The sequence below is a fragment of the Pseudoalteromonas porphyrae genome, assembly GCF_001298125.1.
GTDB classification, from domain to species: domain Bacteria; phylum Pseudomonadota; class Gammaproteobacteria; order Enterobacterales; family Alteromonadaceae; genus Pseudoalteromonas; species Pseudoalteromonas neustonica.
The window spans coordinates 73,293-90,013 of record NZ_LHPH01000008.1 but is presented as its reverse complement, the minus strand read 5'-3'; the positions used below and the strand labels follow the sequence as shown (position 1 = coordinate 90,013).

The window sequence follows — 16,721 nt, the reverse complement described above, 5'->3', positions numbered from 1 at the left end:
GGAAATTTATAATGTTCTACTAATTCTGATGTGACTGCTACAAGGGCGCTAACAACATGCTAATAGCTAACTTCTTCACTTTAACGACAAGAGCGAGCCTACTAAAAATATCAATAACGATTAAGTTGTGATTTATAATTACCGCAAATAGCGATTGTAATGAGTAACAGCGATCTTCAAAGACTATTAGAGGATAAGACTTATAAAGTTCAACACAAAAAATTATGGATCTACGCAAATATTTATACGCAAAGGCCCTATCTACAGTGACTAGTGTGCATTAACGCTAACTCTTCTGTTATTTTGATTACACGTTAACTAATACAGTAACAGCCCTTTGCATCTGAAATAACTAATTCACTATTAAAACCTGCGAGTAAGTTTGATATCACTAACTCAACAAAGCCATCAGATGCAGAGCATGCGAGCCCTTCTGAGAGTTTTTTCGAATTATTTCACTATTTTAAGGATCTTTTTAAAAAGTGGCGTTGCTGCAACTTCTGTCCACTGAAAAATAACACTCTCAGCACAACTGATCACAGCCCCTGCTTGGCGCAATTGTTCTACAGCCAAATCGCGATGTAAATCATTTCGCGAGCTCACACCGTCTAATAGTATAAAAATATCAAAACCATGCGCGATTAAATCCAAACACGTTTGCAATACGCATACATGAGCCTCCATACCTACTACAATAATTTGTGGGCGATTATATTTTTTCATTAAAGGAATGAAATTAGGCTCCAAACACGCACTAAAATGACTTTTATCAAAATAGTTACCATTGGGTGCGAGTGCTTTTAATTGTTGTTCGGTATCACCTAGACCTTGTTTATATTGTTGTGTAAACACGATAGGAATCGAATGCAATTGTGCTGCCTGTATTAATTGGCTGGTAACGTCTACCACAGTTTGATAATGCAACATTGCGGGGCGCAGTTTTTCTTGAATATCCACTACTAAGAGAACACTTTGAGACGCTTGTACATTGTAGAAATGACGCATAATACACTCCTTATTTTATTGGGGCCAAACTTAATCATAACCCTTTTATCATTTATCGCTAATTCTTTAATTAAACTATAAATTCTTATGCTATATTTAGCATTCTACTAACATAATTTTAGCTTCATTATTGGGATAGCCTTATAAGTGCGTTTGCATATTGTTGTTTTCATTTTATTCGCCTTACTCTGCATTTTATACAGCACTACTTCACATGCTCAAAATTATGCGCTACAACTGCAACGTCTCTCCCCTGATGAGGGTTTATCTCAAGGTTACGTCACCAACACATTACAAGATCATCTTGGCTTTGTTTGGATTGGTACAAAACAAGGACTCAACCGTTTCGATGGATATCAGGTAAAAACATTCACGGGTGAGCAAGGGTTAGACCAAGCATCGATTTTATTCCTATTTGCCACCGAAAGTGATGAGATTTTTGTCTCAACAGAATATTCAGGGGCTTTTCTTATTAACCCGGTAACACTCGTCACCAGAAAGGTTTATTCAGGAAAACTAAGTGAAGAAGATAAACGTTACTCTCCTATTAATGCGGTTAAACAAAGAGGGACTCTTTTTTATTACGCTATCAATGACCACGTTTATACGTTTGATAGTAAACACAGCACCTTCACACATACATTTTCAATAAATAAACCTGAACACCTTGTTCGTGCATTAACTATTCATAATAACTTTATTTACATAGCAACTAGCAATGGCTTGTATTCTAAATCTTTGATTGATGATCACATCACCAAAATCCCACTGCTGAGCAAAGACAAACTAAATGAAGATAATAATAATATAAAGTTCTTACATGTAGACCCTCAATTAGGTTTGATGGTTGGTACTGTTGAAGGCTTTTATAGCATTTCTCTCGATAAAAATAGCCAGTTCGACTTTGCAAATATAAAAACGCTAATACCGCATCACAATATTTGGGATTATATAAATACACCCTTTGGTGAGTTTGTTGTCACTCAAGATGGCTTATATCAATATGACCGTCACACTAATCAAAGCTTATTTATACTGCGGTTCGATCAAAGTAAATTTAACATGACCGATAATACTATTTTAGATGTCATGGTAGATAAAACAGGATTAATGTGGCTTGCATCTCGCTCACAAGGTGTTTTTACGTGGTCAACGTTTGCTCGTCGTTTTAATAACATCGAAATTACAAGTCGAGATAAATTACATAGTAATGTCGTATTATCTGTTTTTCAAGATGACACTAATGCACTTTGGCTAGGTACTAATAACGGTTTAACACGCATTAATGAAAAAGCGGGTATTACCAAAACTTACCTAGCAACAGCAGATACAAAAGCATTTTATGGACAATATAGCGTATATGGCATTGCCCCTGCCGAGCTAAACGAACCAAACAGATTTTTATGGCTATTGCTTTATAATGGCCTAGCTTTGTTTGATAAACAAACAGAAAAACTGCTTCCAACTCCAATGCAAGGGATCACCCAGAATATTTTGACCGAAGGACCAACATATGGTTACTACCAAATTCAAACAGATACATTTGCATTTTTTAGCGAAAAAGATTTTTATATTTACGATGGTAAAACAGGTAACACACGCCCCATTAGGGGCCTCAAGGAGCAACTTGATCCTATTAACGTGCATAGATTTTTAAAACCTCTTAATACCTATCCTGATGATCATCTTATAAGCGTCTCTGGTGCACTTTATCGTTATAATGAAAAGCGTGAAAGGTTAACTTTACTCTACGAAGTTAAAAATTATAATCCACTGTCCTATATTACGATAGATGATTGGGTACTGGACTATAACAATATCCTTTGGCTTGCTTCTTCTCAAGAAGGCTTAATAGGCTTAGATGCTAATACCTATGAAGAAAAATACAGAGTCAATCTCGCCAGCGGTCTAAAAACAAAATCGATCTTCGCTTTACAGATAGATCCTTTTGGTTTTTTATGGGTAAGTAGTCAAAATGGCTTGTACCGACTCAATTTAAGTTCAATGCAAATTGATACTTACACTGTTAGTGATGGTTTAACCGTTAATGAATTCAATGTTGATTCACATACTCCGTTAAGTGATGGGAGACTGGCATTTGGCACAACGTTAGGGTTGTTAACTTTAGCCCCGCAAGATTTTTTATCTGTACCAAGTGACCAACAAAATATTACAACCGAAATTACTGATATATCATTATTTTCTCGTCCACTCGACTACCACCCATTAAAATATAGTGAACAACCTCTTCAGTTAAACTCCGAAGATATGGGTTTAGAAGTCAGTTTTTCGAATTTTAATTTTCAGCATATAGACAAAACACACTATAAAGTGTCTTTACAAGGCCCAAGCCCTTTTAGTTATGAAAAAATAAAAAATAATAATGTTTTTTTTACTAAACTCCCTCCTGGCGATTATCAATTATCCATTTCCGCATACCATATACATGGTTCTGGAATGGGTAAAACCCGAACTCTGGATTTTAGTATTGCATACGCACCGTGGCGCTCTCCTCTTGCAATCAGCCTTTATTTTATTATTGGACTCTTTATATTATTTATTATTTTTTGGCAATATAGATCACGGCAACAAACGATAAAACTAGCTCACGATAAAATACTCGACTCGCAACAGCAAACTGAGCTTGCGTTATCTAGCAGTAAAAGTGGCGTGTGGGAAGTAAACTTTTTAACGCGCAGCGCCACTCAGCACCGAGTAAAGCACGAGCTAGGGTATGAAACCCTACCCCATACACACAGTTTTGAACAATTTACTGCGTTAATTCACCCTGATGACAAGCGCCAGTTAAGCTTGGATTGGGCTGCATTCCTAGAACAAAAAAACCAGCAACAATGGCAAGCGACATACCGTTTAAAGCACGCATTAGGCCACTGGCTGTGGTATCAAGATATTGGGGAAGTCATTGAAACCGATGAAAATAAAAAACCAATTCGTGTATCGGGTATATATACAAATATCACAGAAAGTCGTGCAACAGCGCAGCAAGCAGCGGTTTTAGGTGAAGCATTTAGTCAAATAAATGATTGGTTGTTAATCTTAGATCATCAATTACTCCCCTTTTCTGTTAATAACAGTTTTGCAGATGCTTTTTCTGTTGATTCAAGCCCCGCCACTTTAAATTTAAAAGGGTTTTTAGCTGCGTTAGGCAAACAACAATACGCTGATTACATTAAGATACTAAATTCACTAAAACCCCGACAAAACTGGCGTGGTGATGCATACATAAAAACCAGAACAAACCCATCGCACCCAATTCACATTAGTATTACTGCTGTTGCTAAAGACAGTGACTTCGTCAGTTATTATGTCGTGGTTATATCTGATCTAACTGAGCAAAAAAGAGCAGAAAACGAACTTAGGTACTTAGCTAATTACGATCCATTAACGAAGCTCCCTAACCGCACACTGATGTATCAAAAAATCAATCGGGCAATAAAAGATGCCGATAAGCGTCAAACTTTATCAGCATTGTTATTTATAGATTTAGACAAATTTAAACCTGTAAATGACTCATTTGGTCACGCGGTAGGCGATCAGCTACTATGCGATATTACGCAAAGAGTCAATGCGATGTTAGATAGCGATGGAGTTTTAGGCCGTCAAAGTGGTGATGAATTTTTGCTCTTAGTAAATAACCTCAACTCACCTCAGGCACTTAGCGCACAAGTCAAAGCACTTACTATCGAACTCGCTAAAAGGGTTGTTATTGATGATTTTGCCATTAACATATCAGCAAGTATCGGTGTTGCTCTTTATCCCTTTGATGCAAAAACCGCAGATCAATTGATCCGACATGCTGACATCGCAATGATGCATGCTAAACAATCTGGGCGTAATGGGTTTAAGTTTTTTACTGAGCAAATGAATGACCAAATTACACAAAAACTCTTGTTAGAAAATGCATTAAAGGATGCATTTAAAGATGATCTACTTTTCAATAACTATCAGCCAATTGTGAATGTAAAAAGTAAAAAAATCAAAGGTGTGGAGCTACTGATGCGCTGGCAACATGAAGGCCAGTTTATCTCCCCAGCTAAATTTATCCCTATTGCAGAAGAAACAGGCCTAATTGATGTACTGACCGAACAAGCACTTTCCCGTGCACTTAAAGAGTTAGCGCCTTTGTTACGTGCTAACCCACGTTTTTATTTATCTCTGAATTTATCGCCAGTACATATACTAAAATCCAACTTAACAGAGCGCTTATTGTTCATTCTCACTCAACACCATATAAAGCCTGTACAACTGCGTTTAGAAATTACTGAAAACACGCTACTTGATGATAAAAATAAAGCAGCAAAGCAGCTACAAACACTCAGAAATGCAGGATTTAAATTATTACTCGATGATTTTGGTACTGGTTATTCGTCTTTGACCTACTTAAATCAATTTCCAATCGACGTGATAAAAATCGATCAAAGTTTTGTTCGTAAAATCGGTCAAGACAGTGGTAATGAATCAATATTAAAGACCATTCATACACTTGCTGAAAACCTTAACCTTTATTGTATTGCTGAAGGCGTTGAGACAATCGAACAAATACGCTTTTTAAACCGCATTGGTTGTTATGATTTACAAGGGTATTATTTTGCACGGCCAATTACCGCTGATAAGTTATTAAGTGATGACTACATTAATAACGTGATTGATAAACTACAAAGCATTTAAAAAAGAAGCGAATGCTTCTGAAATAAAATAGCCTCAAACTTAAGGTTTACAACTAGAGCGTGTTGACCTTTGTGGATTGAAATTCGTTCAATCTAGGGGCGATTTTATCGCGGCGCGAGGTTTGTAGCCTAGCGGGCTCGATAACTGCTCCTGCGTTATCGCCTATTTATGGGGAACAACCACACACCATAGGCGCTGTCTTGCCTAAATACCAAATAGACTGCTGCAAAATCAATCACGAAAGGTCAACACGCCCTAGTATTAATAACGTCTAATCGCGGTTAGTAAATTACCGAAAATGATCATGATTTTAGCGTTCCGACCCATTTATTTAAACACTTATAAAGCAATATTCTATCAACTGGCTTAGCAATAAAATCATTCATGCCTACCTGTAAACACCGTTTTTGATCATCTTCAAACGCATTTGCTGTAATCGCAATAATAATTACATCAGCATACTTTTCAGGGTGAGTTCGTATCGCACGCGTACACTGAAAACCGTCCATATTAGGCATCTGACAGTCCATTAAAATAATGTCAGCTTTCATGGTCTCTAAACACACAAGTGCTTTTTCGCCATCGCTCGCTATATGTAATGAGCACCCAGTGTCTCCAACCATTTTTGAAATAACCATCTGATTAATTGGATTATCTTCAACAAGCAGTACATTAAAATCAGATAAATCAGGCACAGGTTGTTCATTATTAACCGGCTCAGATAATTGCGCGACTTTCACAGGCACAGCGATTGTAAAGCAACTTCCCTCACCTTCTTTGCTTTTTAGTTTTAAATTGCCGCCCATTAATTCTACGATTCGCTTACAAATAGCCAGCCCCAGCCCAGTGCCACCATATTGCCGTGTGGTTGATATATCGGCCTGCGTAAACTCTTTAAATAGCTGACTTTGTTGTTTTTCCGAAATACCAATTCCCGTATCACTAATTGACAACGATAACGTGCCGTCAAAATATGAAACTGACATTTCAATTTTACCGCTTTTAGTAAATTTACCTGCATTATTAAGCACGTTGTTCACAATTTGACTTAACCTAAGAGGATCGAGCTCCATAACTTGAGGTACATTGGCAGAAATCTCTAATGTAAAAGCAACGCCTTTTTGCAGTCCTGTATTGGTAAATACTAATGTCAGTTGATTTAACAATTGATGTAAATCGACTGATCTTGTATCGAGTTTCAGTGCGCCAGCTTCAATTTTAGAAAAATCTAAAATATCATTTAGGATCAGTAAAAGATTGTTTGCGCTTTGTTGAATCATTTGAAGGTGCTCACTACCTTCTTGGTTTATTGCTTTATTTTTAAGTAATATATCTGTTAGGCCAATAATACCATTAAGTGGTGTGCGTATTTCATGGCTCATATTTGCTAAAAATTGCGATTTAGCCTGACTTGCTTTATTCGCCAGCGCAACCGCTTTAATCAACTCATCTGTTTTTTCGTTTACTTGAAATTCCAAGCTCACATTAAAGTTTTTTAAACGCTGATTTAGTGCTTCATTTTCATTATTTACTTGCTCTAAATCTCTAAAATTTGACGTCAAATTAAATGCAAGTGTTGCAAATTGACGCTGTAAACTAAACACTTCAAGCCATGAATTATAAGGATTATCGATGGTTGTTGCCGTTGCCGTGGGCTCAAACTCATCTATTTGGGCTGATAACTGCTTTATTGGCCTCACTAGCCAACGGCTCAATTGAGTTATAAAAATGCTGATCAAAGCAATCACAACTAATGCTAAAAATAAAGACTGTCCCCATGCGCTTGCTGCAACTAAATTTGCATATTTTCGCTTCAATAATGTTGCAACATACCAGCCTTGCTGCTCCGATAGATAAGATTGCACATAATACTGCTCTCCATCAAGTTCTGTTACCATCACACCACGTTCGTCACCACGTAAAGCATCTAGTTGTATTGAGCTTAATTGATTCAATACCCGATAGTGATCGCCTAATGTGCTAAATACAACTTGTTTACTCGCATCTAAAACAATCAACTCACCGTCGTTTTCAAATATTATGGGTCTAAAGCGAAAGAAAAAATCAAAAACAAGTGAGCCTTCAACAATACCTTGAAACTCGCTATTTTTGTAAATAGGAGCGGACACACCAACAATAGGCACATTGCCTAATCCCCTACTTTTAAATATATTTGAAATATACCCTTTAGGTGAGTCTTTGCCTTTTATATAGTAATCGCGGTCGGCAATAGAGGGGGCATCATCTTTTAAGCTTTCTTTTAAACTCATTGGATTAAAAATACGTGCAATAGCCTTATTATCACTCACAATAGAAGAACGTAAGTTTGGGTACAGCCCCATTAAATGGTTTAGCGCAAGCTCCTCATCAATTCCTTGCTCAATTGCTTTTGCGGTAAGCACTACGCCTCGACGATAGTCATTCAGATACAAATCGATTTTGGCCGCAATATCTTTCGACTTTTCTCCTAATTGCGATTTAACTTCATATTCAATACGCGAGTAGTGATTATTCGTAAGCACGATAGTTGTTAAAATCACCACCAATATAATAAGTAAGCTAACGATATAATTAAGAATTTTGTACAGGGATAGGTCGCGGGTTTGCCAAGATTTTTTTAAAAAGAAGAAGCTAAGTAAATCAATCACACTTAAAACAATGGCAGCATTTAAAAAATATTTAACTAAAGCTGTGGCAATTTCTAAGGCTGGGAGCTTCACAAAAAAATAGCCAAAAACAGCTAAAAGGGGTGTACCTATTAGTAACCAGTATACAAGGCCCCTAACAAATAAAGGTTTAGCGCTGCGACAACAAAAAAAGTAAAGCCATATTACCTCGCCAGTAAAGACAAGTGATGGCCAACAATGCCCCCAACGATAAAATATAAATGCGGCACTAAATACACATGTGAGCAAGGCATAACGTAAGCCAAAGCACAATAATGTAAGAACAACAAAAAATTGACCAAACAAAAATTCAGAGCTGTCTAAAAACCAAAAAGGCAATAAGTTAACAGCCCCTGCAAGTAAACCCAGTACTACTGAACAACTAAAAGCAAAATATCGTTGCTGAAAAATCGGCAAAGGCTTACCCTATAAAAGATCCATACTAATAAAAGTAAAAGAAAAAACCCATTTTGCCAAGCAAATAAGTCCATTTAATTTAGTGCGTACAACCATTACTTTCAATTTGCAGTACACTAGTAACCACATTAAATTGTTGCGCAAGCAATTGCTCCACCTTTAATCGGCATGCCTCGTCGTGTTTTTCTTTTGTACAATGTTGTTTTAAGACAACATGCGCACCAACAACAAGCTCTTTTTCGCGCCTAATGACAGTTACATTGTGTACATTTTCAACGTGCTCAACTTTGCTTATCGCACTTTCAATATCGCCTACATCAGGCAATTTAGCCTTATTGAGCCATAACCCTTTAACACAGCTAATAATCACTTTTACACCGGTAAACATCACAAACAAAGCGATTAACATGCTTGAAAGTATATCAATCACTGTCCAGCCAGTAAGGTAAATCAATACGCCGGCAATAAAAGTAGACACCGTCGAAATTAAATCAAAGAACGAATGTAAGAAAACGGCATAAACATTAATACTTGCTTTGCGCCCTTTATATAAAACCCACGCAGCAGCGCCATGAAAAAGAAAGCCCGTTGCGGCTATTACAGACATCAAATAACTATTTACAGGTGCGCCTTGGCCCTCATGGTGATGTAAAAAACGCTCCCCCCCTTCAAACAAAATAACCATGCTAATTGCTAAATAAAGACACCCATTTAACAAGCCACCACTTAACTCTGCTTTTTGATATCCATCATTATAGTTTTTTGCTAAATGAATAGCTAAACTCGAGGCAATAAGCGCGATAAATAACGAACTATTATGTACAAATAAGTGCCCTGCATCAGCCATAACAGCGAGAGAATTAGCATAGTAAGCCCCTATAACTTGAATGACCATAAAAGAACATGTGATAGCTAATGCTATTAGTAATCGACGTCTGGAAGCTTTGTGAGTTGTAATATCGGTCATGAAAAGCGGTTTTTACCTATGCTTAATGGTGCTAAGAGTCATCATTTTTAAAGATGCAGGAAAGAGTAATGATATACAATATCAATTGTAATACTTCCTATGACTAAACGCACTAAAAACTTAGTACTAACCCACAGCAATCTCGCAGCAATTTAAGTAACTATCTATTTAAACAAAAAAGTACCATTCTCATTCAATTCACGTTAAGCTAAAAGTGTTAACAAGACGTTAGGGAAACCAGTGAACAACGCTTCTACAGGTACAATAGATTCAGTAAAAGACATATGGCATGCACTCCAGGCTTTGCCCATAACAATAGCGTTATTTGATCAGCGCACTGATTCTGTTTTTGCCAACCCATCAGCGCAAACACTACTAGGGATCCCCGCTTTAGTTACCTCTGCACATGATGCCTTATCCCATTTACATCTTTTTGAGACACTAGATACCAGCTTACCTTCAAACGTTAAGCCACCAATCCACCTCGAAAACGGACAAAATATAAATGTTCGTTACAGCTATATTGCACAAAACCTTATCGCACTTATTTTTGAAGTGCAGCATGAACCTGATAATCAAGCCGATTTTGATGAGGTCATCGCGAAAATATCAGCTCAATTAATTGATATTCAAACTGAAAACCTAGATCAACAAATTGAAAGTGCTTTAGAGGCCATAGGCACATTCTGTCATGCTGATCGCAGCTACCTGTTTCAATTTAGTAACGATGGCAAAGAAATGAGTAATACCCATGAATGGGTTAATAACAACATCAATCCCTTTAAAGATGAATTACAAAATATTCCACAAAACTCATTGCCTTACTTTTTTAAAACTATGAACGAAAAACACGTCTTTAACGTGCCTAACGTAAGCCTGTTACCCGTTCAGGCGGCCGCAGAAAGAGAAGAGTTTGAATCTGAAGGCATTAAATCGGTTTTATGCATTGGCCTACGGTCAGACAATACACTATTTGGTTTTATAGGCTGTGATTGCGTTAGCAAAGCACATAATTGGACTAATACTGATTTAATTCGTATAAAGTTAGTAGGCGAAATAATTGCAAATGCACTTAAAAATGTTGTTTATAAACAACGTTTAGAACAAACCCAACATCAGCTGTTAATTGCAAACCAAGAACTTAAACTTCAAGCAAACATCGATAGCCTGACCGGCATAGCCAACCGACGCTGTTTTGATCAAACTTTAACGAATGAAATACAAAGAGCAACACGCACCTTGCAGCCCGTCAGTTTAATCATCTGCGATATAGATTACTTTAAGTTATACAACGATAATAACGGCCACCAAAAAGGTGACGACGTTTTAAGGCAAGTAGCCCAAGCACTGCAAGCACAATGTAAACGCCAAGGTGATTTAGCAACCCGTTATGGCGGTGAAGAATTCGCTATTATTCTCCCGAGTATTGATACACAGCACTGCCTACAATTTGCCGACTTATTACAGCAAAGAATACATGAGTTGAATATCCCGCACTTATACTCTGACATTTCACCACAACTTACTTTAAGTATTGGTTGCCATACCTGCTTTGTAAGTAAAGATACAACACCACAAACCATGATTAGCGCCGCAGACAAAGCACTCTACAACGCCAAAAATGCAGGCCGAAACCAAGTTCAGCAGATAGATTGAATCAAAAGTAAATCATCAACAATGATATTAATTCACAACCTAAACCATGTATATTGCGGGTCGTACTTTAGCGCGAGAAACCCCGAATGATCACGCTAAGCTAGCGATTTATAACCCATCCATGGAGCTTGGTTACATCGATCACTCATCACCTAAATACCAGTACCGTAGGTCGTGCTTTAGCGCGAGAAACCCCGAATGATCACGCTAAGCTAGCGATTTATAATCCATCCATGGAGCTTGGTTACATCGGTCACTCATCACCTAAATACCAGTACCGTAGGTCGTGCTTTAGCGCGAGAAACCCCGAATAATCACGCTAAGCTAACGATTTACAATCCATCCAAGGGCTTGGTTACATCGGTCATCCATCGCCTAAATACCAGTACCGTAGGTCGTGCTTTAGCGCGAGAAACCCCGAATGATTACGCTAAGCTAGCGATTTATATCCATCCAAGGGCTTGGTTACATCGATCACTCATCACCTAAATACCAGTACCGTAGGTCGTGCTTTAGCGCGAGAAACCCCGAATGATCACGCTAAGCTAGCGATTTACAATCCATCCAAGGGCTTGCTTACACCGGTCATCCATGACCTTACTTCCTCAGGCTGCACTGTTTATTCGGTAAATCGTTTCGGTCCATCGTCACCTAAGCTGCCTGTGCGGCAGTGAACTAACGTTGAACCAACATTAGCGTGTAAATCCATCCAAGAGCTTGGTTACACCGGTCACTCATCACCTAAATACCAGTAGCGTAGGTCGTGCTTTAGCGCGAGTAACCCCGAATGATCACGCTAAGCTAGCGATTTATAATCCATCCATGGAGCTTGGTTACATCGATCACTCATCACCTAAATACCAGTACCGTAGGTCGTGCTTTAGCGCGAGAAACCCCGAATGATCACGCTAAGCTAACGATTTATAATCCATCCAAGGGCTTGGTTACACCGGTCACTCATCGCCTAAATACCAGTACCGTAGGTCGTGCTTTAGCGCGAGTAACCCCGAATGATCACGCTAAGCTAGCGATTTATAATCCATCCAAGGGCTTGGTTACACCGGTCACTCATCACCTACCAGTACCGTAGGTCGTGCTTTAGCACGAGAAACCCCGAATAATCACGCTAAGCTAACGATTTATAATCCATCCATGGAGCTTGGTTACATCGGTCATCCATGACCTCACTTCCTCAGGCTGCACTGTTTATTCGGTAAATCGTTTCGGTCCATCGTCACCTAAGCTGCCTGTGCGGCAGTGAACACTCCTGCACCACACAACCCTAATCATTGGATTTTCTAAGCTGCCTGCGTGGCAGTGAACTCTCCGAGCGGTACGTTTAACGTAACGGCAATTTTCTAAGCTGCCTGCGTGGCAGTGAACAAATTGCTAGCTTGATAATCAGTCCAAGTGATTTTCTAAGCTGCCTGCGTGGCAGTGAACCATACTGAATACGCGCCAGTGTATGACCAAATTTTCTAAGCTGCCTGCGTGGCAGTGAACATATAAGCCCAATCTGTACTGTTCTTATCATTTTTCTAAGCTGCCTGCGTGGCAGTGAACTAAACAGTGCCTTTAAACGTCCCGCCTGCGGCTTTCTAAGCTGCCTGCGTGGCAGTGAACATCAAACGGCTTATCGCGAGGTTGCTAGCAAATTTCTAAGCTGCCTGCGTGGCAGTGAACACCCGCAAGTTGGCGGCGGGCTTAAATACAATTTTCTAAGCTGCCTGCGTGGCAGTGAACATATTTACGATGTACCTGCCCCTACTAAGCCCTTTCTAAGCTGCCTGCGTGGCAGTGAACCGCAACCTGCATTTTCATGTTTCTCGGTAACGTTTCTAAGCTGCCTGCGTGGCAGTGAACTAAAATCAGCCGCACTTCGAGCAGTTGGTACATTTCTAAGCTGCCTGCGTGGCAGTGAACAGGTACTGTGAATATAATTTCACAGTTTACAGTTTCTAAGCTGCCTGCGTGGCAGTGAACTCATACCATCGCTTAACTTTTGCCTGCCGCTTTTTCTAAGCTGCCTGCGTGGCAGTGAACTAACAAAAAAATTGTCTATTGCTGAAAACAAATTTCTAAGCTGCCTGCGTGGCAGTGAACTGTCAGCATCATCAGGTTCTGGTCGTTTATCTTTTCTAAGCTGCCTGCGTGGCAGTGAACGTGTTTTTCGCCTTATCTCTGTAATTATTAGATTTCTAAGCTGCCTGCGTGGCAGTGAACTGATCATGGAATGGTTTTCAAGTTTAGTGGGTTTTCTAAGCTGCCTGCGTGGCAGTGAACATTCACCTTTTTAATAAACCCAATTTTGCAATTTTCTAAGCTGCCTGCGTGGCAGTGAACTATTTATTCAATCATTCACTGACAGCGGCTACTTTCTAAGCTGCCTGCGTGGCAGTGAACACCCATTTAACACGAGAGGCCAAATCGGTAGCTTTCTAAGCTGCCTGCGTGGCAGTGAACGTGCTGGCACCATTCGACTAATTAGGCCGTAATTTCTAAGCTGCCTGCGTGGCAGTGAACTTGCCAACGCTGACCGTGTATTTGTTGTGGAATTTCTAAGCTGCCTGCGTGGCAGTGAACAAACAACAGATTTTAATCGGGATTCAAACAAATTTTCTAAGCTGCCTGCGTGGCAGTGAACAACCGCCTGTTAATTATGTCCTTTGGCTTGGCTTTCTAAGCTGCCTGCGTGGCAGTGAACTTTACAATCTTAGACATTGCGCGGCTCCAATGTTTCTAAGCTGCCTGCGTGGCAGTGAACACTCATAGGCTTTTTTGTAGTCATCTTCAGTTTTTCTAAGCTGCCTGCGTGGCAGTGAACGCGTAGCGGGTGATTTTGTCGCGCTGGCCTGTTTTCTAAGCTGCCTGCGTGGCAGTGAACAGTTAAAACCATTTAGCATAAAAGTTATGCCATTTCTAAGCTGCCTGTGTGGCAGTGAACACGACGGAACCAAAAAGGACGGTACTGGTGGATTTCTAAGCTGCCTGTGTGGCAGTGAACACACGGTAAAAGCGGTTATACTTACACAATACTTTCTAAGCTGCCTGTGTGGCAGTGAACATTTTATTAACCACTCCAACACTAAAATGGGTTTTCTAAGCTGCCTGTGTGGCAGTGAACTTGAATTGTCACGCACTATTTCAGAGTGCCCGTTTCTAAGCTGCCTGTGTGGCAGTGAACCATCGACACCGATGGAAGCTTTCTTAACATCATTTCTAAGCTGCCTGTGTGGCAGTGAACAAAGGATCTTTTTTATTGCACCACACCATTGATTTCTAAGCTGCCTGTGTGGCAGTGAACGTTAACGCGGTAATGCTCATCAACGGTTACAATTTCTAAGCTGCCTGTGTGGCAGTGAACATTCAACACCTTCAAAAATTAGATGTGTTTTATTTCTAAGCTGCCTGTGTGGCAGTGAACGTAAAACAATGTCTTCACGATTTAATTTATTATTTCTAAGCTGCCTGTGTGGCAGTGAACGGGCATTTGAAACATACAGCGAATCATTTGATTTTCTAAGCTGCCTGTGTGGCAGTGAACATCTGCTAAAGGAACTAATGACATTCCAAAACTTTCTAAGCTGCCTGTGTGGCAGTGAACTAGCAGCATGGCAAAACAACTTTGGTGATGCTTTTCTAAGCTGCCTGTGTGGCAGTGAACAGCAAACAACAAAGGTGAATACCCGTATAATTTTTCTAAGCTGCCTGTGTGGCAGTGAACTAACAGTACAAAACTTATCTTCGGCGGGCTCTTTTCTAAGCTGCCTGTGTGGCAGTGAACAACAAAGCTTGGGGCATATTTTAGCACGCAATGTTTCTAAGCTGCCTGTGTGGCAGTGAACTAAAATACCCGAACGCGGGTTTTGTGCTGAATTTTCTAAGCTGCCTGTGTGGCAGTGAACAAGATCACTTTGATACACTTGGCGGGATTGCTTTTCTAAGCTGCCTGTGTGGCAGTGAACGCTGGAGTAACAGCGGACAGCATAGCAACGGCTTTCTAAGCTGCCTGTGTGGCAGTGAACCACAGCAATAGTAATCGCGGTCAATCTCGGCGTTTCTAAGCTGCCTGTGTGGCAGTGAACAATTACAAAATCGCCAATATGACATGGTTAAATTTCTAAGCTGCCTGTGTGGCAGTGAACTGGAATGACATTCACACAACCTTCAACCGTTTTTTCTAAGCTGCCTGTGTGGCAGTGAACGCGAAAAGAGCGAAATTTTCGCTCTTTTTAATTTTCTAAGCTGCCTGTGTGGCAGTGAACGTTAATCAATGGGGGTGAATATGGCGGCTAAATTTCTAAGCTGCCTGTGTGGCAGTGAACTTAACCTAAAACAATACGTTTAACAGGGCGAGTTTCTAAGCTGCCTGTGTGGCAGTGAACGTTATTGATACTTGCAACGTAATCTTTTGTTATTTCTAAGCTGCCTGTGTGGCAGTGAACACATTAACGTTGATAAAAAATCAGAGTCGTTTTTTCTAAGCTGCCTGTGTGGCAGTGAACCTTTTCATCTAAGTATGTAGCAATAACAACTATTTCTAAGCTGCCTGTGTGGCAGTGAACCATCCCACCGCGTTGACACGTTCCCGTCGTGCTTTCTAAGCTGCCTGTGTGGCAGTGAACTAAGTGCTGTTGTGCTTTGTAATGATGCATAATTTCTAAGCTGCCTGTGTGGCAGTGAACCACAGTAAAAATGGCCGTGCACCTGCCACAAATTTCTAAGCTGCCTGTGTGGCAGTGAACAACTTGCCTTTTTATCTGCAAAATCTGCATAATTTCTAAGCTGCCTGTGTGGCAGTGAACGCGTCCATAACTGTAATGTTAGTTTCCCAAACTTTCTAAGCTGCCTGTGTGGCAGTGAACGTTGACTAATACCCCCTTGAATAAATTGAGGTTTTCTAAGCTGCCTGTGTGGCAGTGAACCATGACCGCAAAATAAATACAAACTACCGTTTTTTCTAAGCTGCCTGTGTGGCAGTGAACTCATAAGTAATAGATGGGCAGAGTCAACAATATTTCTAAGCTGCCTGTGTGGCAGTGAACGGTTTTCGTTTTGTTCAACTTTTACTGTCCCTTTTCTAAGCTGCCTGTGTGGCAGTGAACGGTTGTTTTTTAACTCTGCGGCCACGGCTTCAGTTTCTAAGCTGCCTGTGTGGCAGTGAACAATGCTGAGTTAATACCACTGTTATTGATGTTTTTCTAAGCTGCCTGTGTGGCAGTGAACTTAGGTAAGCCCACTTGCATGCCTACGTTCGCTTTCTAAGCTGCCTGTGTGGCAGTGAACATGATACCCATACCATCTGGTCACCCGTTGGTTTT

The 16,721-nt window shown here is 40.0% G+C and carries 7 protein-coding genes, 1 pseudogene and 1 CRISPR repeat array (1 of these 9 only partly in view); of the genes and pseudogenes, 4 read left to right on the top strand and 4 right to left on the bottom strand.

The genetic code is table 11. The features are described 5' to 3' along the window. Positions 1 to 314: 314 nt before the first annotated feature. Together ADS77_RS22690 and ADS77_RS09135 are read right to left on the bottom strand one after the other, a co-directional pair. Positions 315 to 440 (bottom strand): annotated as a pseudogene (locus ADS77_RS22690) (DUF6436 domain-containing protein); the annotation flags it as partial. Between the two features lie 10 nt (positions 441 to 450). Further along, entirely contained in the window at positions 451 to 1,005 is a 555-nt protein-coding gene (locus tag ADS77_RS09135) for an isochorismatase family protein (RefSeq protein ID WP_054454009.1), read from the bottom strand. A 147-nt stretch (positions 1,006 to 1,152) separates the two neighbouring features. Here ADS77_RS09135 and ADS77_RS09130 point away from each other — a divergent pair, with 147 nt between their 5' ends. Continuing rightward, the gene (locus ADS77_RS09130; RefSeq protein WP_054454007.1) at positions 1,153 to 5,694 is read left to right on the top strand and encodes an EAL domain-containing protein; all 4,542 of its coding nucleotides are present in this window, start codon (positions 1,153 to 1,155) and stop codon (positions 5,692 to 5,694) included. A gap of 302 nt (positions 5,695 to 5,996) precedes the next feature. Here the strand turns inward: ADS77_RS09130 and ADS77_RS09125 are convergent, their stop codons facing one another. Further along, positions 5,997 to 8,414 carry a hybrid sensor histidine kinase/response regulator gene (locus ADS77_RS09125; RefSeq protein WP_316244666.1) on the bottom strand — a complete coding sequence of 806 codons (2,418 nt, stop codon included), beginning with the start codon at positions 8,412 to 8,414 and terminating at the stop codon, positions 5,997 to 5,999. Positions 8,415 to 8,856: 442 nt separating this feature from the next. Further along, positions 8,857 to 9,744: a cation diffusion facilitator family transporter gene (locus ADS77_RS09120; RefSeq protein ID WP_054205008.1), complete on the bottom strand. Its 888-nt coding sequence runs from the start codon at positions 9,742 to 9,744 to the stop codon at positions 8,857 to 8,859. Positions 9,745 to 9,984: 240 nt separating this feature from the next. On the opposite strand from ADS77_RS09120, the gene ADS77_RS09115 reads away from it, so the two are divergent. From ADS77_RS09115 to ADS77_RS22120, 3 genes are all read left to right on the top strand, one after another. Beyond that, positions 9,985 to 11,400, top strand: coding sequence for a diguanylate cyclase domain-containing protein (locus ADS77_RS09115; RefSeq protein WP_235575746.1), 1,416 nt, complete (start codon positions 9,985 to 9,987; stop codon positions 11,398 to 11,400). A gap of 240 nt (positions 11,401 to 11,640) precedes the next feature. Beyond that, positions 11,641 to 11,889: a hypothetical protein gene (locus ADS77_RS22125; RefSeq protein ID WP_152960601.1), complete on the top strand. Its 249-nt coding sequence runs from the start codon at positions 11,641 to 11,643 to the stop codon at positions 11,887 to 11,889. 340 nt (positions 11,890 to 12,229) lie between these two features. Then, positions 12,230 to 12,490, top strand: a complete 261-nt coding sequence (locus ADS77_RS22120) for a hypothetical protein (RefSeq protein ID WP_152960600.1) — start codon at positions 12,230 to 12,232, stop codon at positions 12,488 to 12,490. A gap of 145 nt (positions 12,491 to 12,635) precedes the next feature. Further along, positions 12,636 to 16,721: direct repeats of the CRISPR family, unit length 28 nt; unit sequence TTTCTAAGCTGCCTGTGTGGCAGTGAAC; it runs 386 nt beyond the window's last position.

Coding starts and splice junctions, on each gene's coding strand:
- ADS77_RS09120 (WP_054205008.1), bottom strand. CDS start 9,744: ATGACCGATATTACAACTCACAAAGCTTCCAGACGTCGATTACTAATA.
- ADS77_RS09135 (WP_054454009.1), bottom strand. CDS start 1,005: ATGCGTCATTTCTACAATGTACAAGCGTCTCAAAGTGTTCTCTTAGTA.